This is a genomic window from Fibrivirga algicola (assembly GCF_011742925.1).
GTDB lineage: Bacteria > Bacteroidota > Bacteroidia > Cytophagales > Spirosomataceae > Fibrella > Fibrella algicola.
Window position 1 is genome coordinate 647,429 of record NZ_WAEL01000003.1, and the last position, 26,099, is coordinate 673,527.

15 protein-coding genes are annotated in these 26,099 nt (G+C 55.2%); 8 read left to right on the forward strand and 7 right to left on the reverse strand.

Features of this window, described 5'->3' with window-relative positions; all coding sequences use genetic code 11:
• Positions 1-10: 10 nt before the first annotated feature.
• From F7231_RS11120 to F7231_RS11140, 5 genes are all read right to left on the reverse strand, one after another.
• Entirely contained in the window at positions 11-3,127 is a 3,117-nt protein-coding gene (locus F7231_RS11120; RefSeq protein ID WP_166691937.1) for a SusC/RagA family TonB-linked outer membrane protein, read from the reverse strand.
• A gap of 48 nt (positions 3,128-3,175) precedes the next feature.
• Positions 3,176-4,870: a RagB/SusD family nutrient uptake outer membrane protein gene (locus F7231_RS11125; RefSeq protein ID WP_085411111.1), complete on the reverse strand. Its 1,695-nt coding sequence runs from the start codon at positions 4,868-4,870 to the stop codon at positions 3,176-3,178.
• 39 nt (positions 4,871-4,909) lie between these two features.
• Entirely contained in the window at positions 4,910-7,945 is a 3,036-nt protein-coding gene (locus F7231_RS11130) for a SusC/RagA family TonB-linked outer membrane protein (protein ID WP_085411112.1), read from the reverse strand.
• A gap of 445 nt (positions 7,946-8,390) precedes the next feature.
• Entirely contained in the window at positions 8,391-9,191 is an 801-nt protein-coding gene (locus F7231_RS11135) for a 3-keto-disaccharide hydrolase (RefSeq protein ID WP_229369799.1), read from the reverse strand.
• A 167-nt stretch (positions 9,192-9,358) separates the two neighbouring features.
• Positions 9,359-12,052 carry a PQQ-dependent sugar dehydrogenase gene (locus F7231_RS11140; protein WP_310589312.1) on the reverse strand — a complete coding sequence of 898 codons (2,694 nt, stop codon included), beginning with the start codon at positions 12,050-12,052 and terminating at the stop codon, positions 9,359-9,361.
• Positions 12,053-12,381: 329 nt separating this feature from the next.
• Between F7231_RS11140 and F7231_RS11145 the strand changes: the two genes are divergently transcribed.
• Positions 12,382-16,602, forward strand: coding sequence for a two-component regulator propeller domain-containing protein (locus tag F7231_RS11145; protein WP_229369831.1), 4,221 nt, complete (start codon positions 12,382-12,384; stop codon positions 16,600-16,602).
• A gap of 9 nt (positions 16,603-16,611) precedes the next feature.
• Here F7231_RS11145 and F7231_RS11150 read toward each other — a convergent pair whose 3' ends face one another.
• Positions 16,612-16,947, reverse strand: a complete 336-nt coding sequence (locus F7231_RS11150) for a thioredoxin domain-containing protein (protein ID WP_085411116.1) — start codon at positions 16,945-16,947, stop codon at positions 16,612-16,614.
• 183 nt (positions 16,948-17,130) lie between these two features.
• Between F7231_RS11150 and F7231_RS11155 the strand changes: the two genes are divergently transcribed.
• From F7231_RS11155 to F7231_RS11165, 3 genes are all read left to right on the forward strand, one after another.
• On the forward strand, positions 17,131-18,747 hold the full coding sequence (locus tag F7231_RS11155; RefSeq protein WP_166691941.1) for a sensor histidine kinase: 1,617 nt from the start codon (positions 17,131-17,133) through the stop codon (positions 18,745-18,747).
• A complete protein-coding gene (locus F7231_RS11160; RefSeq protein ID WP_166691942.1) occupies positions 18,725-19,804 on the forward strand; it encodes a response regulator in 1,080 nt (359 codons plus the stop codon). The genes F7231_RS11155 and F7231_RS11160 overlap by 23 nt, the downstream gene beginning before the upstream one ends.
• Before the next feature lie 163 nt (positions 19,805-19,967).
• Complete coding sequence (locus F7231_RS11165; protein WP_166691943.1) at positions 19,968-20,384, forward strand: hypothetical protein; 417 nt, start codon at positions 19,968-19,970, stop codon at positions 20,382-20,384.
• A gap of 43 nt (positions 20,385-20,427) precedes the next feature.
• Here F7231_RS11165 and F7231_RS11170 read toward each other — a convergent pair whose 3' ends face one another.
• The gene (locus tag F7231_RS11170; RefSeq protein WP_166691944.1) at positions 20,428-22,866 is read right to left on the reverse strand and encodes a TonB-dependent receptor; all 2,439 of its coding nucleotides are present in this window, start codon (positions 22,864-22,866) and stop codon (positions 20,428-20,430) included.
• Positions 22,867-22,883: 17 nt separating this feature from the next.
• Between F7231_RS11170 and F7231_RS27615 the strand changes: the two genes are divergently transcribed.
• The 4 genes from F7231_RS27615 to F7231_RS11185 all read left to right on the forward strand — a co-directional run bounded on the left by F7231_RS27615 (position 22,884) and on the right by F7231_RS11185 (position 26,098).
• Positions 22,884-23,018: a hypothetical protein gene (locus tag F7231_RS27615; protein WP_257788959.1), complete on the forward strand. Its 135-nt coding sequence runs from the start codon at positions 22,884-22,886 to the stop codon at positions 23,016-23,018.
• A 48-nt stretch (positions 23,019-23,066) separates the two neighbouring features.
• Positions 23,067-24,143 carry a sensor histidine kinase gene (locus tag F7231_RS11175; RefSeq protein ID WP_166691945.1) on the forward strand — a complete coding sequence of 359 codons (1,077 nt, stop codon included), beginning with the start codon at positions 23,067-23,069 and terminating at the stop codon, positions 24,141-24,143.
• Between the two features lie 87 nt (positions 24,144-24,230).
• Positions 24,231-24,962: a LytR/AlgR family response regulator transcription factor gene (locus F7231_RS11180; RefSeq protein WP_085411122.1), complete on the forward strand. Its 732-nt coding sequence runs from the start codon at positions 24,231-24,233 to the stop codon at positions 24,960-24,962.
• A gap of 143 nt (positions 24,963-25,105) precedes the next feature.
• Positions 25,106-26,098: a 2-hydroxyacid dehydrogenase gene (locus tag F7231_RS11185; protein WP_166691946.1), complete on the forward strand. Its 993-nt coding sequence runs from the start codon at positions 25,106-25,108 to the stop codon at positions 26,096-26,098.
• Position 26,099: the final 1 nt, after the last annotated feature.

Genomic DNA, 26,099 nt, shown 5'->3' on the forward strand with positions numbered 1-26,099 from the left:
AGGAAATGCCTTAAAACGTGGCGCTAACGCCGAAGTTGAGCAGCCGTTGGGGCGGGTAGCTGGCCCGGTCAGTAGCGGTCGTAATCTCGGGGTCAAGCTGGTAGAGCTTGCTGAGCTTAGTAATCGTAAACAGGTTTGAGCCGTTGACATACACGCGGGCATCTTTGATACCCAGACGTTTGGTGAAACCGGTCGGAATATCGAAGTTGACTTGGGCCGTCCGCAACCGCAGGTAATCGCCGGGAATCAGCCAGAACGTAGATGGAAACGCCGACGGATCGCTGATACCGCCCAGCAGCGTAAGGCGGGGATACTTGGCGTTGTCGCCCAGCTCAGGCGTCCAGGCTTGCTCGTGCACGGCGGTCAGGTTCGATGAGAATGCGCGGATCGATTCGGCCACCCCACGCACGCTGAAGTTACGGGCACCCTGAAACAGCGCACTGAAGCTGAGGCGCTTGTAACGCAGCCCCAGGTTGATGCCGTACACGGTGTTGGGCGTATTGGGGAAACCGTTCACCGACGCGTCGAAACCATCGATTTTGCCATCGTTGTTCAGATCGGCATATTTCAGGTCACCGGGCTGAACGGGAACGGCCGTCTTGGGGCTGGCGGCAATGTCGGCGGCATCTTTATAGTAGCCGATGAACGTGTAGACCCGCTGCTGCCCGATGCTGTTACCGGTGTAGGCCTGATACGGATACAACGCTGACGGTTCATCCTGGAACACGATCTTGTTTTTGGCGAACGAATAGTTGCCTTTGATCGAGAACGAAAGCGGCTTGTTGGTCGGGCTCTGATAACCCAGTTCCAGCTCGAAACCCCGGTTGTTTACTTTTCCCAGGTTCACCGGCGGCAGGCCCTGCCCGAAAATGGCCGATACAGTACCGCGGGTAGTCAGAATGTCGTAGCGGTTGTTGTCGAAGTAATCGATGCTACCGGTGATGCGGCTGTTCAGTACGCCGAATTCGAGGGCTACGTCGAGCTTGTTTTCTTTCTCCCAAGTTACGTCGTTGTTGGCGAGCGTACCTTCGACAATGCCGCCGTAGTTGTTGCTTGAGTAGCCAAAGTCGGCATTGGTGACGCCGTTACCGTTGGCGTAGTTCTGCTGGTAATAATAGCTGAACGACGAGCCCAGCGCATCATTACCCACCAGTCCGTATGAACCGCGCACTTTCAGGAAATCGACCGCTCTTACGTTGTTCTTGAAGAATGGCTCTTCCGAGATGTTCCAGCCGGCCGAGACCGCCGGGAAGAAACCGAACCGTTTGTCGCTCACGAACCGGTCAGACCCGTTGTAAGCGGCGTTGAACTGGAACAGGTACTTGTCTTTGTAGTCGTAACCAACGCGACCCGAATACCCCTGGAAGTTGCTCGGAATGAAGTTGTAGATCGCGTTACCGTTCTGTGCCGTATTTGAGTTGCGGTTGAACAGACCCAGACCATAGACGTGATGTTGCCCAAACGTGCGGTCGTAGTTGATGATAGCCTGAATGTTCAGCACCCGCGATGTAAACCGGGGGTCATAGCCGATGAAGAACCGACGTACCCGGTACACGTTCGGATCGCGGGGTTCATAGGTATCGGCGGCTGAGTTGTAGATGAACGACGGAAACTGATCGCGGGTCATGCTACGGGTGTAGGCGTAGTTGCTCGTGTACGAAGCCCGCCCCTGAATGTCGAGGCCCTTGGTGATGAAACCCAGTTTCTGCTTGGCCGACGCAATGAAGTTGATATTGCTTTCATTGCTGCGGTTGTAGCCATAATATGACAGGCGACCGATCACGTTGTTGACGTTATAGTTCGGGTTCTCATTCCGAATCCAGGTGCTGTAGCCCAGCGACCCGTCGGGGTTGTAGAGCGGGTAGGCAAATGGAGCCAGTGTCAGGAAGCTGCTGTAGTCGTAGAACAGGTCGTTATACCCGAACGGACTGCCTACCTGTGGCGTGTTTACCTGGCCGAAGTTCCCGTACAGATCGAGGCGCAGGTCGAGGGTTTTGGTCACGTTCATGTCCAGGTTCGACCGGTAGTTGTAGCGTTCGTAGGAGTAGTTGCTATTGACACCCTGGCCTTCCCCGTAGTTTTTCAGCATACCACCCTGATTCAGGTAGCCCACCGACACGAAGTATTTTACCCGTTGCGTACCACCCGACAAATCCAGGTTAGCGCGGTACTGCTGAGCGAATTTCTTGAACAGCACGTCTTTCCAGTTGATGTTGGGGTGACCGTACGGGTCGTTTCCATTGCGGAACAGCTCCAAATCTTCGGCCGTAAAACGCGGCTTGAACGTCGAGCTTGGGTTGGCCGTGTTGTCGTTGATCTGCGCCTGATTGTAGAGGCTGGCGCTTTTATAGGCGTCCAGGTACGTTGGTATGATCGTTGGCTGCGACAGCGCCGATTCCAGACGGAGGGCGATCTGCGGCGGGCCTTCTTTGCCCCGGCGGGTAGTCACCACAATCACACCGTTGGCACCACGTACCCCGTAGATCGCCGTGGTTGAGGCATCTTTCAGGATCGACAGGCTTTCGATTTCGTTCGGATCGAGGCGGGCAAACTGATCGTAGGAGAACTGAATATCATCCACAATAATTAGCGGCTGGTTGTTGCCATTATACGAGCTGAGGCCCCGAATGTAGAAGTTGGCTCCATCGGCACCGGGCCGCCCTGATGGCTGCTGCGAGAAGAAACCCGGCAGGCGACCGGCCAACGTGTTCTGCAAACTGGCGGCGGGGTTCTGGCGAATATCGGTGCCGCTCACCGAACTGATAGCGCCGGTCAGAGTCAGCTTTTTCTGCTGGCCGTAGCCAACCACAACGACTTCGTTCAGGCTGTTCTCATCGGCGTCGAGCGTCACGTTCACGTTGCTGCGGCCACCCAGTACTACTTCCTGCAATTTAAAACCGATCGAACTGAACACCAGCGTGTTGCTCTGGCCGCGCAGGGTCAGTTTGAACTGCCCGTTGGCATCGGTCGTGGTGCCGTTGGTTGGTGCACCTTTTTCGACTACCGTTACGCCGGGCAGCGCCTCTTTAGCATCGGAGACCACCCCGCTGACCACCCGCCCCTGGGCGTACACGGCCTGGCTGGTGAGCAGCGTCAGGAGTGAGAAAATAAATAGTAATTGTTTCATAGCTTCAGAAGGAAACAAAGTGAAAGGGAGTGAAACGGAGGGCTGTGCTTACCAGCCCTCGTTTTGTACCAGGTTGAGGTTCTTCGTCGTTTCGTCGTACGGTAACGGCATGTAATACAGTCGCTTCGAGAAGATCGACGTACCAATCTGCACTTTGCTGAAGGTCAGCGTACCGTCGGCGTTACGCACGATCTTCTGGCCATACAGCGGGGTATTCAGGACAGCCTCGGCAATTTTCCAGCGGCGCACATCCCAGAAGCGGTGCTCTTCAAAGGCCAGTTCAACCCGGCGCTCGTTCTGAATCAGCGTACGCAGATCAGCCTGGTTGATGCTCGCCGGAATACCATAGCGCGCCGTAGTACCAGCTTTTATGCCCGCCCGTTTCCGGATCTCGATCACCTGCTTCACGGCATCTTCCGTGCGGCCCACTTCATTCAGGGCTTCGGCGTAGTTCAGCAGCGTTTCGGCGTAACGGAACAACGGGAAGTTGTGGCTCTGGTTGGTGTAGGTCGTGTTGTTCGAGAAATCGGCCATGAACTTGCGCAGGTAATAGCCTGTGCGGGTCTGCACAATGTTGCCACCTGGCCGGTCACGGCCACCGTCAAACGTTTCCACATTCCGCTGGAGCCACCGCTGTCCGTTTACAAAGACCGTAACGGCCAAACGCGGGTCGCGGGCGGCATACGGATTTTGCGGGTTATAACCCGAAGCGGGGTCGGTAATGGGCAGGCCGGTATCAGTCGTGAAGGCCTCCACAAAGTTCTGCGTGGGGCTGGTTAATCCTTGGCTGGCGGCGGGCGTTCCGTAGCCAACCGGTGCGTTCAGGGCCTCGATCGTGGTGCTGTTGCCCGACTGCTTGGCCAGAATGATCTCGGTGTTTTTCTTCACTACAAACACGTTGTTGTATACCGGTTGCAGCGCGTAGTAGTTCAGGGCGATCAACTCAGCGGCGGCGTCAACCGCTTTCTGCCAGCGGGTGGCATCGTAGGTTGGGTAGCCGGTCAACGCCTTTTTCGTGGCGTCGGTGCTTACCCCTCCCCCGTTGAAGAGCGGACTGGCGGCATATAGCATCGTCCGGCCTTTCAGGGCAATGGCCGCGCCACGTGGCACCCGGCCCCATTCGTTGTCCGAAACGGGTTCTTTCCGCAGGTCCGCCTTCACGGCGTCGCACTCGGCCACGATGTAGTTCACGGTTTCTTCGAAGGTGTTGCGGGGCAGCGACAGGTCATCGTTGAGCGTGAAAATCTTATCGCCGATGAGGGGCACACCGCCATAGCGTTTCAGCAGCTCGAAGTACAGATACGCGCGGATAAACCGGGCCTCTGCTTTCCAGGTGACGATACTGGCGGCCGTAGCCGGCACGCGGTCAATGTTGGCCAGGAAGATGTTGACCCGACGAATACCGGCATAGCTGTTACCCCAATACGGGTCAGGGTTGTTCACCGCGCTGATAAACCCGTTGGTGTAGTACTCCACCGTCCGGGCGGTACGCGATGGAACGGCATCACCTGCGCCCGCATCCAGAAAATCACCGTTACCGGTACCGATCCGGTTAAAGCCGCCGGGAATGTAGTTGTAGATATCATTCAGAAAAAAGACCGCCAGCGTGGCGTTCCGGTCTTTTTCGTCCCAAACCAAGTCTTCCTTAATCCAGTCGCGCGGTTCGGTTTCTACACGCTCGCAGGCAGTGCCGATCATGGACAGCGCCACGATCAATAGGCTGAAATATAGTTTCTTACACATGGTATACGACAAGTTTGTTCGGTTCGCCGGAGCGTCAACCTAGAGTTTCAGGTTAAGACCGACGTTGAATAATCGCTGCACGGGATACACGCTCAGGTAGCTCTCCGGATCGATCCGCTGATCTTTGTTGGCGGTCAGCAGGTTGGTTCCGTTGGCAAATACCCGCACAGACTGTACCCGAATGCGGCTCAGCAGGCGGGCCGGAATGGTGTAGCCTACCTCCACGTTTTTCAGCCGGATGTAATCGCCCGAGCGCATCCAGTATGACGATGTGGCCTGGTTGTTTACGTTCGTACCGATCCAGAGCCGTGGGTACGTTGCACCGGTATTGGTTGGTGTCCAGCGGTCGAGGTGCTGCTCGTAAGCCTGCCCGAATCCGTTGTTCTGGAAGGCCCAGACCGATGGCCCCTGCATGTAGATCATACGGTTGACTACGCCCTGTGCCAGCACCGATACGTCGAAGCCTTTCCAGCGGAACCCAAGGCTGGCGCCAAAGGGAATCGCTGGTTTGGTGTTGCCAATCGGGGCCTGGTCGAGTTGGTCGATCACCCCATCGTTATTCAGGTCTTTGTACTTGATATCGCCCGGCTGCGGCGTGTAACCCACCACCGTAGCGCTGTTCCTGATCTCTTCGGCCGTCTGGAACAGGCCATCAGCGATGTAGCCAAACGTCTGCCCAACGCGCTGACCGGTGCGCTGCATCCAGTCGTAGGGCCGGAACACCTCATCCATAAACAGCACTTTCGAGTTTTGGAAGCCGGCGTTCACCGTGGCGTAGTAACTCAGGCCTTTTACTTCCTGCTGTAAGCTCAGTTGCAGGTCGACCCCCGAGTAGCGGTTCTGGCCGATGTTCTCGTCCGGGTACGTATTGCCCAGCAATGAGGTGCTCCGGCCGCGCTGCATCAGCAGGTCGTAGAACTTCATGTTGTAATACTCGACCGTAAAGCCCAGGTGATTGTTGAATACCGCGCCTTGCAGACCCAGATTCAGCTTGTTGGCTTTCTCCCAGGTGATGTTGTAGTTGGCAATTGGCTGTTCGGTGATCGAGGTGTTGGCCCCCGCCCCGGTGCCGAATACCGCACTTGGGCTGTCGAAATACCGCTGGATGTAGGTAAAGTAACCGGGATTATCCAGACCGGTTTTGCCATACGAACCATATAGCTTCAAGAACGACAGCCAGTTGTATGATTTCAGGAAATCCTCCTGGTTGATGTTCCAGGCCGCGCCCACCGCCGGGAAGAAGCCTACTTTGGTACGGCCACCATCAGGGTAACGATTTGAGCCGTTCAAGCCAAACGACGCTTCAAGCACGTATTTCTGTTTGTAGTTATACGACGCCCGGCCCGACGTACCGGTGATGGTATACGGCAGGTCTGAGCCCGTTACCGAGTTCTGCCGGTTGGCCAGCAGCAGGGCATTGAAACCGTGTACACCCACCGTGCGGTCGTAGCCCAGCGTGAACTCTAAATAATCGGAACGGCCCTGGTATTCGATGCCATTCGAGTTGGCCTGGTCACCATTGTTGCCAAACTGCTGGTAGGTCTCTACGCCCGTCGGCGAAATATTGCGCTGGAAAACAGCAAAGGCCTTACCCCGGTTGATGTTCTCCGACAGCGTGGCGTAGTACGACCCCATGGCACGTACCCAGAGGCCCGGCGTCAGTTCGTCAAGCGTGCGTTTCAGGTAGAAATCGGCAAGCATGTCGCGCTTGAAGTTCTGCTGATAGCCCGAGCCGATCGTCTGCGCCCAGATGTTGGTCTGGTACTGCTGGCTACCGCCATATGAGCCATTCGGGTTGTAGACCGGATAGGCGTTGTTGGGGGTCAGCAGTACGTTATTTAGAATAGAGACTGTTCCGAAACCGGCATCGTTGCCGTTCAGAATGCGACCCAGCAGGTAAATCCCCGCCGACAATTTTGAATTCAACTGCAAATCGACGTTCGACCGGACGGTGAATGCCTTGAAGTTATTGTTGGTGTTATACTTATTGGCATCACTTTCGCGTAGCAACCCCGTCTGGTTGATGTGATCGAGCGAGACAAAGTATTTCGAGAAGTTATTGCCCCCGCTTGCGCTGAAGGTGTAGCGGTCGAACCGCGACGAGGGCTTAGTCACCTGGTCGCGCCAGTTCACGTTGGGGTAGCGGAATGGGTCGGAGCCGGTATCGTAAGCCTGAATAGCCGCATCGGAATAGACCGGAGCCAGGCCATCATTTTGCAGGGCTTCGTTGTATAACCGCGCGTACTGACCGGCCTGCAATGGATTGGGGAAACGAAGCGGCTGCTGAACCGCCGTTTGTGCTGTAAATGAGATGCGCTGACGCAACGGCGAGCCTTTCCGGGTGGTGATCACCAAGGCTCCGTTCGAGCCGCGTACGCCCAGCATTGCCGTAGACACCGCGTCTTTCAGGACCGTGATCGACTCAATTTCTTCCAGATCGAATACGGTAAGCTGACGGGGAATACCATCAATAATTACCAGCGGGTTCTGGTTACGGAGCGACACGGCCGTACCATCACTACCCGGCTGCCCAAGGGTCTGGTTGGTCGACAAGCCTGCAATACGGCCCGACAATGCGCTGAGTACTGAAGTGACCGGCATTTTTTGCAGGTCACTATTGTACACGGCCTGCGTCGATGCAGAGGTCAGATCGCCACGGGTAGCCGTGTTGAAGAGCAACCGCACGGGCTTCAGGCGGGCTACGGCGGGGTTCTTTGTGCTAAGTACAATAACCGGCGCCATTTCGGTACCCACCAGGTACGTGCTAACGATAGAACCAAACGCCGACAGTTCGATGATATCGCCCTTCGTAGCAGCCAGATCAATTGGCGTTAGCCCATCCGACGTGACTGACTGTCCACTTGTCCGGTTTGCTAAGGTAACGCCCGCCAGTGGCTCTTCGTTTTCGTCGATCAGGACTGGCCTGAAGGTAGCTGGCACCACCGTGGCTGTCTGATCCCCCTTCTGCTGCGCCTTTGCCGGGTGCGGCCCGGCGTACAGCAGCACGGTGCCAACGACAGCCAGCAGCCAGTGAGGGAGGTACGAAATTCTGTGCTTGAGTAATGGATCGCCCATATAGTCTGAGGAATTGTAAAAGGTGCTTGTAATCCGATTTATGGTACAGAAACAGGGTTGTTATCCAGCCCGATTGTCGCGATTATAGCGGTGACTCATGTACTAATTATCGCATTTTGGTTAAATGAATTAACCGAATAATGCAAATCTAGGCACCTAACGCCTAATCATTGGGGGGCTATTTGGCCAAAAAAAGGGGGGTATTTCGGCTTAAAAAGAATTATACAAACCGATTGATATTTACCGAGCCTATTTTAACCTGCTGGCTGTAAGTGGTTTACTGACACACCCAATTTATGCCCGGTTGTGACGCTGCTTGACGAACACGCCCTACACGTCCGAAAGGGGGTATAAACGCAAACAGCCAGCACCCCGACGGAGTACTGGCTGTTAATTGTAGGGGTGGAGCTTGCTTTCGCGTTATGCTGCTTCGCGGAACAACGTACTACTTGCGGACTTTCAATTGCTTCAGCACGGATGCCAGTTGCTTCGGCTTATTCATGTATGGCGCCAGATTATAGAGCGACACTTTACGGAATTCGACCGGGTGGCTTTCGCTTTGCAAGGCGATGTAGCCTTCTTTCAGGGGCTTGCCATCAATCTTCACGGCGGGGTCGGCATGGCTAACGTTGCCACCACCAATCTGCGGTTTAGTATAGCTCAGCACCGTGTCGCCATCCATGATATGCTGTACCAGCGAATCGCCCAGCACCAGCATTTCGGCACGTACCCACTGCTCGCCCGCGTAGGTTTTTGACTTCGAATCGATGCAGTGCGGAGTGAATAGTTTTCCATCGAGTACCACGTTGGTACCGGGTGTGCACAGATTGGCCGTATGCCGCTCATGCTGCCCGTCGCCCCCCAAGAACTGCGTTTCCAGCGAGATTGGGAAGTCTTGTTTTACGCTCATGGTTTTGGGATCCTGTGAGTGCAGCATCGCCCCACTGTTGCGAATGGCCCAACCAGGACCACCCGCCACCTGCTTGCCCACAAACCGGTATTCGACTACAAGCAGATAGGCCGAAAACGGCTTGTTGTAGAAGATATGGCCATACTGCTCGTCGAACTTCTGGTACTGATCGTAGTTCACCGCCATGTTGCCGTTCACAACGCGGAAGGTATTACCGTAGTTGTCGTTGAGCGGATGGCCAGTGATTTTCACACTCCAGTTGCTGAGATCTTTTCCGTTGAACAACTGTACCCAGTCTTTTTCCCTGACCTTCTGCCCCAGGCATAAGCTGGTCATGAAAAGAAAACTACAGGTTAACGTTAATTGAAATTGGCGCATAGTGGTTGGGAGAAATTGAGGGAGGTAACAGTTTGTGATTTGAGGTTTGTAGTTGCTTCGCGCTAAATGCCTTTCAACAGGCTCAGGATGACAACCACAAACCTCAACCTACAAACCTCAAATCCCTACCGCCCCGACGTAGCCGTTTTGGCGGGCTGAACGGCGGTCACGGCTGGGTTAAATAGCAACCATTCCAGGCTGAACAGGTCGCGGTTGGGGGTGTCCTTTTTCACAAAGACGAAATACAGATCATGCAGACCGCCGGGGTTCGAAATCGGTACGCTCTGCTCTTTGTACGTATTCCAGCCACCGGTTGGCTCGTAGGCAAAGGTGCTGACCACCGGCCCCGTTGGCGAACCGGTATGCACCTCTACCGTGGCCGCCCGGTCTTTCGACGAATAGCGGTACGTGAGTTGGTCGATACCCGTCAGGTCGATGTTTTTCAACACGAAATACGACTGGTGATGGATGTTGCCGAGGCGTTTACCCTGCCGGGTCATGTTGTTCAGTTCATCAGCTTCGCTACCCAGCACTTTGGTCGGCCGCAGCACCAGCACGTCGGTTTTGGTGAGCGCCAGCGGTGACTTGCCTTTCGCCGTAGCAGCGGCAACGGGGCCTTTGTCGGTATATGACGCCGTGAGCACGTACCTACCCAACTGCTCTTTGCCCACGTGTTCGGTCAGGGTCAGCTTACCCTGCTGCGGCAGGCGGTTTTCGGTCGGCTCATTACCCACCGACAGGATGTACTTCACGATTTCGGTTGCCTCTTCGCGCGACAGTTGCGGGTGGGCACTCATCGAATGCTCGCCCCAAACGCCACCACCACCGATGATGATCTTGTTGGCCAGCTTGGCCGTGGCCGTTTTGTCGTCGCGGTAACGCTTAGACACCTCCGTGAAGGATGGCCCTACTGATTTGGCGTTTAACTGGTGACAGGCTTTGCAATCGGAACCGGCAATGAGCGACTTGCCCAGGTTGAATGTCGATGACAGTTGCTGGTGGCCCATCAGCGGCTCACTGCTCACTTTCGGAATGTAGTTCAGCACGACTTTCACGTTCTTCTTGTCGATCACCTTGTCTTCCTTGTCGCGGATGTTCACGGCATAGGCCAGTGGTGCGGCGGTGGCTGGGAAGAACGTGCGGTTTTGCGGCACGGCAATGGCTACCTGCGGCGTGGTGTTCCCCACCTTAATCGTCATCGTATCCGAGTTCGATTTGCCCGCCTGGTCGGTAACGGTCAGAATAGCCTTGTAAACACCATTTTTGCGGAAGGTGTAGGTCGGGTTCACCTCTGTTGAGGCTACCTTATTCCCCTCGAACCGCCAGGCATAACGTACCTGATCGCCCGCATCATAATCGCGGCTCTTGTCGCCTTTGAAGGCCACGGTCATCGGCGCCAGGCCAATCGTATCAGCGGCCATCGCCAGGGCGACAGGCGGACGGTTACCGGCGTTGAAGTCGATTCTGACCAGGCGGGCATCGTCGTTGTCGATGCCATACACCGAGCCGTATTCCAACATGTACATGCTGCCATCGGGCCCAATCTCCAGGTCGACGGGGCGACGGAAATCACCGGATGTGGGCATAAACGCATCCAGCGACTGATAATTCTGGTTGTTGTCAAGGCGCACGGCATACACCCAGTTACGCATCCAGTCGTACATAAACAGGGCTTTGTCGTAGTAGGCAGGCAGTTTAGTGTTCGATTTCAGCGCGGCATCGTAGTGATACACCGGCCCACCCATGGCGCAACGGCCACCAAGACCTAGCTGGGCAAATTCGTCGGACTTATTATATGGGTACCAAACCATTGCTTTTTGCGTGGGTGGCAGCACTTGCAGTCCTGTATTGTTTGGCGAATTGTTGACGGGCGCGTTCGGGTCGAACAGCGGACCGACTTCTTTGGTCGCGAAATTATACTGGAAGTACGGCTTACTGTCGCCGACAAAGTAGGGCCAGCCGTAGTTACCGGCTTTTTTCGCCTGGTTGAACTCATCGTAGCCGCGGGGTCCCTGCTTGCCGTCGGTGCCGGCATCCGGACCAATTTCACCCCAGTACAGAATCGACGTGACCGGATCGACCGAAATTCGGTACGGGTTGCGGCAGCCCATCACGTAAATTTCGGGGCGTGTTTTGGGCATACCCACCGGAAACAGGTTGCCTGCCGGAATGGTGTAGGCAGGGGCACCGGCGGCAATGGTTGACTCAACGTGAATACGCAGAATTTTACCCCGCAGATCGTTCGTGTTACCAGCCGACCGCTGGGCGTCGAACGTTAACCGACCCTCGCGGGCATCGATGGGCGCATGACCACCCGATTCAAATGGCACGGTGTTATCGCCGGTCGAGATGAACAGGTTGCGGTTTGTATCCCAGCACATCGACCCACCCGTATGGGCGCTTACTTCCAGGTCGATCGGAAATTCGATGATTACTTTTTCCGACGCTACGTCCAGGCTGCTGTCGTCATTGATCGTGAACCGGGCAATGCGCTGTTTGGTCTGCTGCTGTTCCTGTACCGTGTAGAAGAAATACAGAAAGTGGTTTTTGGCAAAATCAGGGTCGATGGTCATGCCCAGCAGGCCGTTCAGGTACTTATCCACGGCTTTGGCCGGGAAGTCGTAGAGCAGGCGCGTTTTTCGCTGGGCAGGATCGTAGAGATAGAATTTACCCGCCCGTTCCACAAAAAATACGCGGCCATCGGGGGCCACGGCCAGCTCCATCGGCTCATTAAGGTCGTTGGAGAGCACCGTTTTGGTAAACCGGTTTTCTTCAGGACGATTGGCGGTGTCGGCCTGGGTACGTGCCAAATCAGCCACCCTTTTTTCAGGGCCTGATTCCTGGTTTGACAAAGCCGTTAAGCCAAGTAAAAGGCTAAGCGATACACTGTATCTAATCAGCGGAAGGAACATGTATACTAAAGAGAAAGAAGAATATGATGAGTAAGAAGCTGCCCGTCCCCTTTTACTCAGGCAAAGATAAACGTCAAGGGATCTTATAAATAATGCAAAAATAACCACCCTAAAATCGCCGAAAGGGTATATTTTCGTCAAAAGAAGGGGGTAAATTAGTCCCCCGCTTTAGCGTGGGGTTTCGCGTTATGAATCATCTTTTCAGGTCTTGCTTTTTTCTCCTCCTGGTTGGCTTGATGCCTACTGCTAGCCTGGCGCAACGCGAACTGGACCATCCCCGGTTTGAACACATCACCGTTAATGAGGGCTTATCGCATAGCGATGCGATGTGCGTTACCCAGGACAAAGCGGGCTTTATCTGGATAGGAACAAACAACGGCATCAACCGCTACGATGGGCATGCGCTAAAACAATATACATTACCTGTTAACACCCGCAACGGGCTATCAGGCAATCGCATCGCGTCAATACATACCGACTCGCAGGGCCGCTTGTGGGCCGGGTCTGAAAATGCGGGACTCAGCCTCTTCGACGCCCGTCGGGATCGGTTCGTCAACATCAGCCAATTAACGGGCGGGTTGGTGCCAAAACACCTCAGCGATCAGCTAAATCTGGCCGCCGTTAATACCATTACCTCCGACAAACAGGGCCGTATCTGGGCGGGCACCAGCAAAGTAGGTGTCTTTATCCTCACGTTCAACGCGGATAATCAGCTGATCGACCTACAGCAGCTTGCATTGGAGGGCCGCACGGCCTATCGGGCCACCGAGCTGGCAGCTAGCCGCGACGGAACGGTCTGGATCGGTACGTCTCAACTCGGTCTATGGTATGCCGCATCTCCACCGACGGGTTCCAGACCACTTGTAGCCCAGCCCGCTTCATTACCTGCCAGGGTCATCCGTGCCCTTCACCTCGACTACCGGGGCGACCTCTGGATTGGTACCGACGAGCATATTTTCTGGGTCAGTCAGAAAAACCACCAGCTTCGTCGTGAGTTGGCGGCAGCCCGGCTCCCCCAGCCGCTCCAGGATATCGAGTGTATCTTTCTCGATTCGTTCGGGAAACTATGGGTCGGTACTAATTACGGGCTACACGTCTGGGCCAGGCAGACAATGCCCGGCAGCGGTTCTCCCATCCCCATCAGCCAGGACCAGCCAGCGACCTTCCTGCCGCTGGACGATGATCCGTTCAGCATTAATTCGGGACGAATTCACCAGATTTTTGAAGATCGCACCCAGATTCTCTGGCTGGCAGCATCGGCGGGCGGACTCAACAAGGTAGACCTGCACCATAAACCGTTTGAGAATCTCCAGCGGCAATTCTCCCAGCGCCCTACCCTGCCCAACAATTACGTCAATGCCATCTACAAAGACGAAGCCCGGAACTGGCTCTGGATCGGCACCCGAAATGGCTTTTCCCGCTACGATGTAGCTACCCGCACGTACCGTAACTACGTCAGTCGCCAGTTGCCGGGCGATGCCACCGGTATCGATATCGCCTCGTTCTGTCTGGCGTCGGATGGAACACTATGGGTAGGTACACGCTATCAGGGCATCATCCGCTTGCAAGGCGACAAACTCACTGCCTTTACTGAGTTCCCCGATCAGCCCTCGTTATACTCGACCAGCGTCGAAAGCATCGTTGAAGACCGGTTTGGCACCATCTGGGCGGGCAGCTTTGAGATGGGGTTGCTCCGGTTCGATCGGCAGGGCAAGCTGTTAAAGCGATTCTCGACCAGCAACAGCCGACTGCCCACCAATCAGTTTACCTTTCTGCTCTACGACAAGGCCAGCGACATACTCTGGGCCAGCACGAAAGGCATGGGCGTGTTGAAGCTACGCGTTACCGCCGATTCGCTGCTGCTGCTGAACCAATACGGCTACAACCCCAACGACACCAACAGCCTGAGTGTCAACTACGCCTGGCCGCTGCTAAAAGACCGGCGGGGTACGTTATGGATCGGCACCCTCGGCGGTGGACTTCACCAGCTGACAACCGACAAGCAAGGCCACGACGTGATTCGGCGGATGGGGCACTTGGTCGACGAGCCGAATGTGGAGAGTATTCTGGAAGATGAACAGGGGCAGCTCTGGCTGGGGGGCGAAGGACTGGTGCGGTTCAACCCCGCCACCGGGCAATGGCTGCGCTACAACGTGGCCGATGGTTTGCAGAGTAATTCATTCAAAGTGGGGGCTGCCTACCGGTCGACCGACGGAACGCTTTATTTCGGCGGCATCAAAGGCCTCACGTACTTCAAGCCCAGCCAGATTCGGCCAAACCCCTACCCCCCCGTTGTTCGGCTCACAAACCTTCGCATCTACAACAAGCCGGTACCCGTTGGCGAAACAGTGAATGACCGGGTGGTACTGGAACAACCGCTGGACAAACTTGACCGGCTAACGATCGACGCCGACGAGAATGACTTCTCGGTCGAGTTTGTTGGCCTCAACTATGCCAACCCGCAAAAGCACACCTACGCCTATCAGCTACAAGGCTATAATGACAACTGGGTAGCCCCAACACCGGGTCAACGCACGGCCAGCTTCGCCAACTTACCCGCTGGTGATTACACCTTGTTGGTAAAAGCCAGCAATGGCGAAGGTCGATGGTCGGCCCGGCCTGCCGCCCTGCACATTACAGTGTTGCCACCCTGGTGGCATACCTGGTGGGCCTACCTGATTTACCTGACCCTGATTGGCGGGGCTCTGGTGTTGTACCGGCGTGTGGCACTGGCGCAGCAGGCCCTGAAAAATAAGCTGGCGCTCGAACAGTTTAAAGTCGAGAAAGAGAAGGAAGTGACCGATAGCAAGTTACGTTTCTTCACGAACGTATCGCACGAGCTGCGTACGCCTTTGACATTGATCCTGGGACCAATGGAAGAACTGGCATCGGGCGGGGTCCATCATCAGAATGCGCACGACAAGCTGATGCTGATGCACCAGCAAACGCGCAAACTGCTAATGCTGGTGAACCAACTGATGGATTTTCGGAAGGTGGAGTCGGGTCATGTATCACTCCGGGCCAGCTATGTCAACATCATGGCGTTTGTCACCGAAATTTTCTTGATTTTCAAGCTAAAAGCTGAAGAGCTCAACCTCGACTACGCCATTGAAGCGCCCGACGAAGCCGTCATGATGTACGTTGACCGTAGCAAGGTGGAGATCATTCTAACCAATCTGCTCTCAAACGCCATTAAATACGCCCCGCGCCCCGGAGGCCTTCGGGGCGAGTCTCACAAAGCCGGTAAAATCAGAGTGCTCGTTTCAGTGGTCGGTTCACCCAGTAAGCCAGCCGTTTTTAAAGAAAACTCCTTGTACGATAATTACTTTCAGCTCACCGTGCGCGACTGGGGCGTGGGTCTGAACATGAACGAGGTCGACAAGATTTTTGACCCCTACTATCAGGCATCGCACACCGAAACCATGCGCATGATGGGCACAGGTATCGGGTTGTCGCTGGTAAAACAGTTTATAGAGGCCCACTCAGGCGATATCACGGTGCAAAGTGCCGTGGGAGCAGGTACTACCTTCACGATTCGTCTGCCATTCGGAAAAGCCCACTTGTCACCAGCTACAATTCGTGCCGATACCCCTACTGCTGATGCGGTACCCTCCCTCATGACGGCCCCGGTGGCAACTGGCGCCGCTGACCAGGCAGAGCCAACAGGTACGTCGATCAGAACCGCCCGTATTTTACTGGTCGAAGACAACGACGAGCTCCGGCAGTATGTACAGCAGCTTTTTGAGCCTGCCTTTACGGTATTTACGGCCGTGGATGGACTGGAAGGGTGGGAAAAAACCTTCGACCTGCTACCCGACCTGGTGGTGAGCGACGTGATGATGCCGCGCAGTAGTGGGCTTGACCTGTGCCGAAAAATTAAGCAGCACCCCAAAACGAGCCACATTCCCGTTGTGCTGTTGACAGCGCGGGTGGCGGCCGCTCACGAACTGGAAGGGCTTGAAACCGGGGCCGACGAGTACATGGCCAAACCATTTAACCCGAAGCTGCTGCACACCAAAATTGTGTCGATGCTTCAGAGTCGCTTTCGGCTAAAAGAATATTACCAGCGCCAGATTTTGCTGGAACCAACCGACATACTTATCCCGGACGACGAGAGGCAGCTATTAGCCAAAGCCATGGCGATTGTAGAGGCAAACCTGACTGAGCCCGATTTTACGGTGCCGGTACTGGTGCGCGAAATGGGGATGAGCCAGTCGGCCTTCTACCGACAAATCAAGGCCATTACGGGTCAGTCGGCAGTGGAGTTTATCCGCGACGTGCGCATGAAGCGGGCCGCGCAATTATTAACCACCAGCCAGCTACGCATCACCGAGATTGCCCACCAGGTTGGTTTTGAAGACCTTAAACACTTCCGGAAAACGTTTCAAAATCTTTACGCCATGTCACCGTCCGATTATGCGAAACAACATCGGGAACCGGCCGCGCGACTAGAGTGACAGGCACCATTAATCAGCGTTAATCGTTTCGAATAACCCAGGCAACGAGGTCAGGCCATCATAACGCCGCACACCTTCCTGCCGCCACCGTTCGATACCCTGTTGCACCAACACGAAGGCCGGTAGCTGGGTCAGGTGAAAGCTCTTAACAACTTCGGGGTGAGCCGATTCCTCTACTTTCAGCAACCGTACCGAAACAGGAAGCCGTTGCTGCACACTCAGGGCCAGATCAGCCACAAATGCTCGCTCCCGAAGGGCATCCTGGGTAGTAGACGAGGGCAGAAAGCACAGCAATACAGATGAACTGGCTGGTATACTGACCGGGGTACTACTAGTTGTACTCATGATAAAAAGTGCTGTCTATTTGGGAATAACTGAATCATCAGTAAAATTGGCAGTACGCCTTCACCCCAAGCATGACATTCGTTAGTCAGGAACCTGATTTTCGACCAATTTTCCCAATTGAGGCCCAAAACAAGGTATACTTGCCTCGTCTTGCACAATGTCTTGTCTCTTACTGCTTAATTCATGATAATCGAAAAAGGAGAAGCCACGTTGACCGAACTGCTTTTCGAGCAGAGCGACGACTTTATCGGTATCTATGATACTGACAGTGAACGGTTTGTCCGGGTAAACAGAGCTGGCATCGCCTTGCTTGGCTTTGCTTCGGAAGCCGCCTTTCTGAACGATCCAAGCTGGTCTCGGTCCTTTCGCGTCATTGCGTTGAGCGATGAGCAGCGCGCCAATCTGATCCGTCAGGTTATACAGCACGGCCATCATGAAGAAGTGACGGAATTGAAGCGACTAACCGGTGAATCGTTCTCCGGACAGCTCAAAATAAACTCGTTCAACGACAAAGGCCATTTGTTCGTGCTGGTTCGCCTGATGGATGAAGAGCGCCTGAACCGGGCTGAACTAGAGCTGAAGCAGAGTGTACAGCGCTACGAAGCCGTATTTACCAACGCCACTATTGGCATTATTGTCTCTAATCAGAAAGGCAAAATCGTGTCGGTCAATCAACTGGCGCGGCAACTATTCGGCTACCCAGACGATACCCTCCTTGGGAAATCGATCGACCTGCTTGTGCCCCGCGACGTTGAGCAGGGCCATGCCAAACTCCGTGAGTCGTTTGTCGCCAATCCGCAGGTACGTTCCATGGGCCACAACCGCGACCTCAAAGCCCGGCGGTCTGATGGGTCAGTGTTTCCCGTTGAGGTTAGTTTGAGTTATTTCCGGCTCCACGATGAGCTGTACGTTGTAGCCTACATTATCGACATCACCTTCAAGAAAGAAGCGGAGCGACAACTGCTGGCCCATCGCGATCATATCGAGCGACTCAACGCTGACCTGGAGCAGAAAGTAGCCGACCGCACGCATGCGCTGATGAACACGCTCGACCAGTTGGAACAGTCGAAAGATGAACTGGCGCGGGCGCTGGCGGCGGAGCGGGAATTAGGCGAATTAAAATCCCGCTTCGTTTCAATGGCCTCCCACGAGTTCCGTACGCCGCTGACGGCCGTGCTGACCTCAGCTACGCTGATTGAAAAGTACCCCGACGGCGACCAGCAGGACAAACGCCAAAAGCACCTCGCCCGGATTCGGTCGTCAGTAAACCACCTCAACGATATTCTCGAAGAGTTTTTGTCGGTTGGTCGGCTGGAGGAGGGTAAGATAGAAGCACACCCCACCAGCATAGACCTGAAGCTGCTGGTTAGCGAAACCGTTGGCGATTTACAGGGATTACTCAAACCTGAACAACGCATTCTTACCGACATAGCCTGCCCGGTCGCCGTTTGGCTCGACCCGTCGCTGCTTCGAAAAATACTGGTCAATCTGCTCTCCAACGCGGTAAAATATTCGGGACCTGACTCGGTGGTTACCGTTCGGGGAGTTTGTAGGCATGGGCAGTTACGGCTAAACGTAGAAGACCAGGGAGTGGGCATTGCCCCCGATGATCAGGAACACCTGTTTGAGCGGTTTTTCCGGGCTAAAAATGTGGCTAATATTGCCGGAACCGGTCTAGGCCTCCACATCGTGGGTCGGTACGTCGAGCTGATGGGCGGTCAGGTATCGCTGCAGAGTGAGTTGAACAGAGGAACAATTGTTACCTTAACCCTTCCATATGAAAACAATACTGCTGATTGAGGATAACGACGCTATCCGTGAAAACACCGCTGAGATCCTTGAACTGACTGGTTACACGGTTCATACGGCTGAGAATGGTAAAGTGGGTATTGAAAAAGCCCTCGCCAGCAAGCCCGATCTGGTCATCTGCGACATCATGATGCCCGTGCTGGACGGCTACGGTGTGCTTCATATCTTCAATAAAAACCCACAGCTGGCGGGAGTTCCTTTTATCTTTCTGACCGCCAAAACCGAACGCACCGACTTCCGGAGAGGTATGGAGCTGGGCGCCGACGATTACCTGACCAAACCATTCGATGAATCGGAGTTACTCAGTGCTATCGAAGGTCGACTGAACCGGTTTCAGCACCTGGGTATGGTGCAGCCAGGCGATCAGGCCACCAGTCCGGTTGCCACTGAACAACTCAACCAATTTTTGAACGATGCCCGGCAAAAGCCCGATTTACACAGCCTGTCGAACGACCGGAAAGTGCACGCCATTCGGAAAAAACAGTACCTCTACACCGAAGGCGATGAACCCACGCGCCTGTATTTTATTCAGTCGGGCAAAGTAAAAACGGTTCGTACTAACAACGACGGCAAGGAACTGATTACGGGTTTATACGGCGCAGGGGAATTTTTCGGCTACCTGCCACTGCTCGAACAGGGCGAATACACCGACTCGGCCATTACCCTCGACGATTCAGAATTGATCTATATTCCGAAAGATGATTTTACCCAGTTGCTGCTTGTAAACCCCGAGGTGAGTCACCATTTTGTTCAGTTGCTGGCCGGGCGTGTCAGCGAACGCGAGACGCAACTGCTGGGGATGGCCTATAATTCGCTACGCCGCCGCGTAGCCGACACGCTGCTGCGGCTGCACGATCAGCATCCCGGCGGGCTGATCCAGCTTTCGCGCGATGATCTGGCCTCAGTTGTGGGTACCGCTACAGAATCACTGATCCGCACCCTCAGTGAGTTCAAGCAGGATGGTCTTATCGAACAGACGGGCACTGCCGCCACAGGCACCGGTATTCGGATACTGCAACCCGATAAACTTCGCCGGGCCAACTGGTAAGCTATGCTAATTGCTCCATCTCATCTACGTTCTGTCAACGTAAATGGCATGGTGGGGCTGCTGTCGAAACTGAGTAATGTCAGCTTTCACCTTGACCAGGCTCATCTACCCTGGTGACCAGAGAGGCTAGTTTTATAACCCAGAACGACATCCTACCTGGCTTATGCAAACTGCCCTCTACATTACCGATTGCTCTATTGACTCGGCCCTAGCCCTACGAGATCGATTGGCCATTTCGCCCAATGTGCCATTCCGACTGACCATTGTGCATCCCTACGATCTCGCACCCGACCAGCCGCTAAACAAGGTCATTTTGAGGGAAGCCCGACAGGCTGCAGCCACCCGCCTCACCAACTGGAAAACGGCGCTGGGCGATACGCGCGCAAACAGCCTGAAAACCGAGTTGCTCTTCGCCAGCCCGGAGCTCGCCCTGCGTATTCACCTGCTCATCCGGCAATACGACGCTGTCTTCATCGACGGACAATGGATACTGTCTCCGCAGGAATTGGCCGATTTACTGGCTCAAACCGGCACCCAACTCCATTACCTGACTACCGACGCACCTGAACTGACGGCGTAAGGGGAGTTGGCATTAATTCAAATTGGCGCAGTGGGCCAGCCCATTAACGTACCCGGTCAGCTTCGGCTTCGGCACCCGTTTGGCGGCTTCGGGCCGATTTTACGGTTCGGCTACCCAGGTTCCAGCTGAGGTTCAGCCGTAGCTGCCTGCTTTCCCAACCACCGCTGGCATCCATGTAAAGCCCGCCAAACTGGCTGATGCCCCGCCACTGCATTGACTGAAACACGTCGCTAATGGTAAGTTTCAGCGTGGCCCGGTCGGCAAGTACCTTACGCTGTACCCCCGCATCGACACCCCAGAACCGGCGGTTGATGAATGTGCCGCCCCAGATCGACGGCGAATTGTAGAAGCCCGATAGTTCGGCCGTGAATTTTCCCGGCAGCGTAAACGTCTGCTGCGCGTAGATACTCACCACGTTAGCCACTAAATTAATGTCACGGCCCGGCCCCAGATTGGCGCGGGTGGCAGACCGATAGGCGCTCACGTTGGCGTACACATTCCACCATTTTGCTACTTGAAATGGATAGCTCACGGCCAGAGTCAGCGCTGTGCGCTCGCCCAGGTTACGGGTGGTGATGTAATTCCGGTTTGTTTCAGTAGTATCGGTGATTTCCGTAAAATAGTCGATGGTGCGGCTGTAGCCCAGCGAGACATTAAGCGTGTAATTGCGGGTATAGGCCAGCTGCATGTTGTCGGTGTATTGCGGTTTCAGAAACGCGTTGCCCTTCTGGTAGGTCAGCTCATCGGTTTTCGATTCGAATGGGTTCAGGTTCGCATACGTTGGTCGGTCGATACGACGGCTGTAGGTTAGACCAAGCGAGTTGGTGGCGTTGAAGGCATAAGTCAGGCCCGCGCTCGGAAATGCGTTGAGGTACTGGCGGCTCACCTGCGCGTCGGCCTGCTGCACAGCGCTCGTCAACGTACCCAGCGAGCGGGTCTCTTCGAGCCGAACACCCGCCTGGTACTGCCATTTGCCCTGCCGGCGGTCGTAGCTGACGTACCCGGCGCTGATGCGTTCTGTATAGGCAAATTGGTTGGTTCGGGCGGCGTCGGGTTGGTCAACGCCATCATTCACGTTGAAAAACCGGAACGCATTGTCGGTCTGTACGTCCGAGTATTTCATGCCGGCACTCAGCTTGCCGCCCCCTACGCGTTGTTCATAATCAGCCTTGAACGTACCCAGCCGGATGTTCGTCCCCGTCTGCATGCGGTAATTTCGCTCACTCAACAATGTGCCCGGAGTGGCTGCTCCGGCGGGCAGGCTGGTATACCGGTTCGGCTGGTACTGATCGCTGCTGGTTTGGTAACGGCCATAATCGGCGTCGATGTTCAGCAGGTGCCCGGTGGTGTCGGCAAAGCGGTAGTTCAGGTTCGTGTTCAGGTTTTGCCGACCAGATAGGCTGCTGTTATCGGCTGTCAGCAACCGAACGGCCGGTTGCCCCGCCGGGCCAATCGGGGTACGTCCCAACGTAGCCGATTGCCGGTCGGTCAAATTTGCATCGAGCAGAATGCCCAGGGTGCTGAAGCTGGTTAAAAACAGGTCGGCTCCGGTGTGCACGTTATGCGAGGACGTTCGCGATCGGCTTTCCGACCGCTGATCGTAGACCGTACCCAACTGTTCGCGGTAGAGGTTGATAAACGACCAGTCGCGAGCCAGCCGGTTACTGTAAGTACCAAAGGCGTTCAGCTTTCCCTGGCGGTGGTTTACCGTCAGCGAACCGGTGCCTTTCGGATAATACCGCCCCATGGCCAGGCCAAGCGTCAGGCTGGCATTGGTACCGAACCGGCTGTCTTTTTTCAGACGAATGTTCAGGATGCCCGCCCCCCCGGCCGCATCGTACCGCGCCGACGGCTGGGTGATAACTTCAATTGCCTCAATGTCGGTAGCTGGCAACGACCGCAGATACGCCGCCAGTTCGGCAGCCCCTAGCGGCGACGGTTTGCCATTGATGTACACCCGCACGCCGGTGCTGCCTTGTAACAGAATATTATCGGACCGGTCGACCACTACCCCCGGCGACTTTTGCAGAAGCTCGAAGGCTGTGCTCCCCACCGCGTTCAGACTGCTGCCTACGTTGAAAACCAATTTATCGGGCAGCACTTCCACGAGTGGCTTGCGGGCGGTTACCGTCACCGCTGCCAGCTTCTTCATCGACTCGCGCAGCGTAACGGGCTCAAGCACAATTGGCTGCGCGTCCGGCAGCGAGACTTTCGCGCCCGCCTGTGCCTCAAAGCCCACCGCCGATACCCCCACGCGATAGCTGCCATACGACAGATTAGTTACTACAAACGCGCCGGTCTGGTCGGTGGCGGTGGCTTTTACCAGCGATGAGTCACGGGCATTCAGCAGGGCAATGGTGGCAAACAAAACGGGTTGTCCACTGGCATCACGTACCTGCCCCCGGATGGTGCCATCCGACTGCCCAACCGACGGAAACGAAAAAGAGACCAAGAGCAGCACAGCAAGTATTGTAGTTTTCATGGGGCCTATCTGTTTAAATGATAGGCCAAACCTACTGCGCGCCCACCGCCCCCGCCACGCTCATCCGACGAACCGCCCAATTAACCGACGAACGTACCCCACCCCGCCATTCACCGACAAATTCGACGCTTCGTCGGAAATACGGATACTGATGCAGAACTTACGCCGACATTTGGCTGATCGTCACATCCTTACCCGGCATGCCTACCTTCTGGAATCGAACCTTACTTTGGGGAATAACCTACCGTCAGGCTGGCGCCATTCTGCTGTTCTACGGTATGGCTCTGTTGTTCTACGACATCGCTCTGACTATCAGCCAGCGGGAATGGTCGAAACAATCGATGTTGGCTGACTTCATTCAGGAATTCCCGCGAATTGTACTCGACTACGGACTGAAGCTGCTTGTTACAATCCCGATCTGGTATTTGTTGTTTCAACGGTTACGTACCTGGTCGCTACACCAGCGCCTGCTTCTCCACCTGTTGCTGCTACCCTCTTTCTTAACAGCCTGGCAATTGGTCTACTACCTCATCTCCGATGTGGTAGGCATTGGCCGCCTGCGGGGCGACGGTCAGGTTTGGGATACGTACATCGGTGGGTTGTTCTACGCCGTTCAGTTCGGTCTGCTGCACGCCTACGCCTATCACCGCGACCTGCGGCATCAGCAGCAACGCGAGGCCGACCTCCGCGAACTGGCTCTTAACAGCGAACTGGCCGCCCTGAAAGCCCAGATCAACCCGCATTTTCTGTACAATACCTTCAACACCATCAGCGCGTCGGTGCCGCCCGAACAGGAACACACCCGCGAAATGCTGGCCCAGCTGGCCGACTTGTTCCGTTACCAGCTCCGCGCTTCGCGCACCGACCAGGTAACGGTGGCCGACGAACTCGAATTTATTCAGAAGTACCTGGACCTCGAAAAAGCCCGCTTTGGCGATCGGCTGCGGGTTCACTATGACATTGGCACCGATGTACTCGATGCCACTATTCCACCCATGCTGCTGCAACCGCTGGTCGAAAACGCGGTGAAGCACGGCATTGCCCCCCTCATTGAAGGCGGTGACATTACCGTACAGATCACGCGCGAAGCCGGACTGCTGGCTTTCCGGATTACCGACACCGGCAAAGGACTCAACGGTCATCGAAACCGGCTGTTTGAGGGCGTAGGCCTCAACAACACCCGACTACGCATCGAAAAATCGGTGGGGCGCGAACTACGCATTACCGACAACCTGCCGCAGGGCACCATCGTAGCCTTTGAATTACCTGTGAGTTGAGCAACCGTGTACGGCCGAAGCTCCAGCTTTGGTCGTACACGGTTGCTCTGCTGATAATCGGAGCTGGAACTTCGACTTTACTGAACTATGCAAAAAGTTATACTCATCGACGACGAGGCCGCCGGGCGAACCCTCATCCGGCAATATCTGGAAGCGTATCCTTCGCTGATTATCGTGGGCGAGGCCAACAACGGCGTCGACGCGGTCAGGCTCATCAACGAATTTAAGCCCGACCTGGTGTTTATGGACGTGCAGATGCCGGGCCTCACTGGTTTTGACGTACTGGCGCACCTCGACGAGATTCCGCGCATCATTTTTTCGACTGCCTACGATCAGTATGCTTTGCAGGCCTTTGACGTTCACGCGGTCGATTACCTCCTGAAACCCTACACCCGTGAGCGATTTGCGCAGGCTGTGCAACGCGTCCTCAACACCGAAGGCACGGGCTTTCAGGCAATACAGCCACTGGCCGAAAGCCTGATTAACCCGGCCACGTACCCGGAAAAGATTCTGGTGCAGACCGGCAACCGGCTGGTTACAGTCGCCGTTGCCGACATTTACTGGATCGATGCCGAAGGCGATTACGCCAAGCTGATTACCGCCAAAGCTCGCCACCTGAGCAACTACGGCATTGGCGCGCTCGAAACCCGGCTCAACCCGAAGCAATTCATCCGGGTACACCGCTCAGCCATGATTAATCTGCACTTTGTTCAGGAAATTCAGAAGCACATCGGTAGCTACGACGTCATCATGCAAAATGGCGATGTAGTGCGGGTGAGCCGGTCGTACATGGACCGTATCCGTGAGTTGACCTTCTGAGGCCACTGGTATCTTAGCAGTCGAACTAGCGGCCAGACCAGGTAGTGTCGGTTTGACCGGGGCAAAATCAGTCAGGTCGTTGAGTAGCGTCATACGGAGTCGAAACTGTGGCCTGTACGTTTACGTACCTAATTTCTGAACGTATGAAAATTGCCTTTTTCAGTACTCTCCCCTTCGAAAAAGGCTGGTTCGAGCAGTTTCGCGGCCAGCACCAGATCACATACATCCCAGAGGTGCTGAGCCTCGACTCAGCATCCCTGGCAACAGGACATCAGGCAGTCTGCGCCTTTGTCAACGATGACCTTGGCCGTCCTGTCCTCCTAGCCCTGAAAGCGCTGGGCATCCGTGTCGTTGGCATGCGATGCGTGGGGCTCGACAACGTTGACCAGCCGGCAATGGCCGAATTAAACATGACCCTGCTGCACGTCCCCGGTTACTCGCCTTACGCCGTAGCTGAACAGGCCGTTACCCTGATGCTGGGCTTTGTTCGACACCTGACCGAAGCTCACGACCGGGTGCGGGAGGGCAACTTCGCCATCGACGGGCTCATGGGGCGCGACCTGCACGGCAAAACAGTAGGCGTGGTGGGTACAGGTCATATCGGAAAGGTGTTTATCCGCATTATGCAAGGTTTCGGCTGCCACATGCTAGCCTATGATATTTGCCCTGATCATCAGTTGCTGGCAACAGACGTGAACTACGTGCCCTTAGATGACCTCTTTTCGCGCTCAGATATCGTGGCACTACACTGTCCTTTATCACCTCAAACCCGGCACTTAATTAACGCACAAACCCTGGCGTTGATGGAACCCGGCACCCTTCTGATCAACACCTCCCGGGGCGGACTGGTAGACACCGAAGCGGTGCTCGATGCACTGGATTCAGGTCAATTGGCGGGGTATGCAGCCGATGTGTATGAAGACGAACGTGCCTATTTTCACTACGATTTTTCAGCCCACCCCATCACTGACAACCGGTTGAACCGCCTGCGCCAACACCCCCATGTACTTTTGACTGCCCATCAGGGTTTTCTGACTGAAGAAGCGCTCAAGCAACTTGCTAAAAGTCTGATCAGGCAATTCAGTTACTACGATAACCAGCAGACAGCACTCATCACCAAAGCATCCATGTGTTAGG

What these genes read in the sequence shown, in the direction of transcription:
- F7231_RS11145 (WP_229369831.1), top strand. Translation starts at nt 12,382, where the DNA reads ATGCCTACTGCTAGCCTGGCGCAACGCGAACTGGACCATCCCCGGTTT.
- F7231_RS11160 (WP_166691942.1), top strand. Translation starts at nt 18,725, where the DNA reads ATGAAAACAATACTGCTGATTGAGGATAACGACGCTATCCGTGAAAAC.
- F7231_RS11135 (WP_229369799.1), bottom strand. Translation starts at nt 9,191, where the DNA reads ATGACCAGCTTATGCCTGGGGCAGAAGGTCAGGGAAAAAGACTGGGTA.
- F7231_RS11155 (WP_166691941.1), top strand. Translation starts at nt 17,131, where the DNA reads ATGATAATCGAAAAAGGAGAAGCCACGTTGACCGAACTGCTTTTCGAG.
- F7231_RS11150 (WP_085411116.1), bottom strand. Translation starts at nt 16,947, where the DNA reads ATGAGTACAACTAGTAGTACCCCGGTCAGTATACCAGCCAGTTCATCT.
- F7231_RS11120 (WP_166691937.1), bottom strand. Translation starts at nt 3,127, where the DNA reads ATGAAACAATTACTATTTATTTTCTCACTCCTGACGCTGCTCACCAGC.
- F7231_RS11170 (WP_166691944.1), bottom strand. Translation starts at nt 22,866, where the DNA reads ATGAAAACTACAATACTTGCTGTGCTGCTCTTGGTCTCTTTTTCGTTT.
- F7231_RS11130 (WP_085411112.1), bottom strand. Translation starts at nt 7,945, where the DNA reads ATGGGCGATCCATTACTCAAGCACAGAATTTCGTACCTCCCTCACTGG.
- F7231_RS11185 (WP_166691946.1), top strand. Translation starts at nt 25,106, where the DNA reads ATGAAAATTGCCTTTTTCAGTACTCTCCCCTTCGAAAAAGGCTGGTTC.
- F7231_RS27615 (WP_257788959.1), top strand. Translation starts at nt 22,884, where the DNA reads ATGATAGGCCAAACCTACTGCGCGCCCACCGCCCCCGCCACGCTCATC.
- F7231_RS11125 (WP_085411111.1), bottom strand. Translation starts at nt 4,870, where the DNA reads ATGTGTAAGAAACTATATTTCAGCCTATTGATCGTGGCGCTGTCCATG.
- F7231_RS11175 (WP_166691945.1), top strand. Translation starts at nt 23,067, where the DNA reads ATGCCTACCTTCTGGAATCGAACCTTACTTTGGGGAATAACCTACCGT.
- F7231_RS11165 (WP_166691943.1), top strand. Translation starts at nt 19,968, where the DNA reads ATGCAAACTGCCCTCTACATTACCGATTGCTCTATTGACTCGGCCCTA.
- F7231_RS11180 (WP_085411122.1), top strand. Translation starts at nt 24,231, where the DNA reads ATGCAAAAAGTTATACTCATCGACGACGAGGCCGCCGGGCGAACCCTC.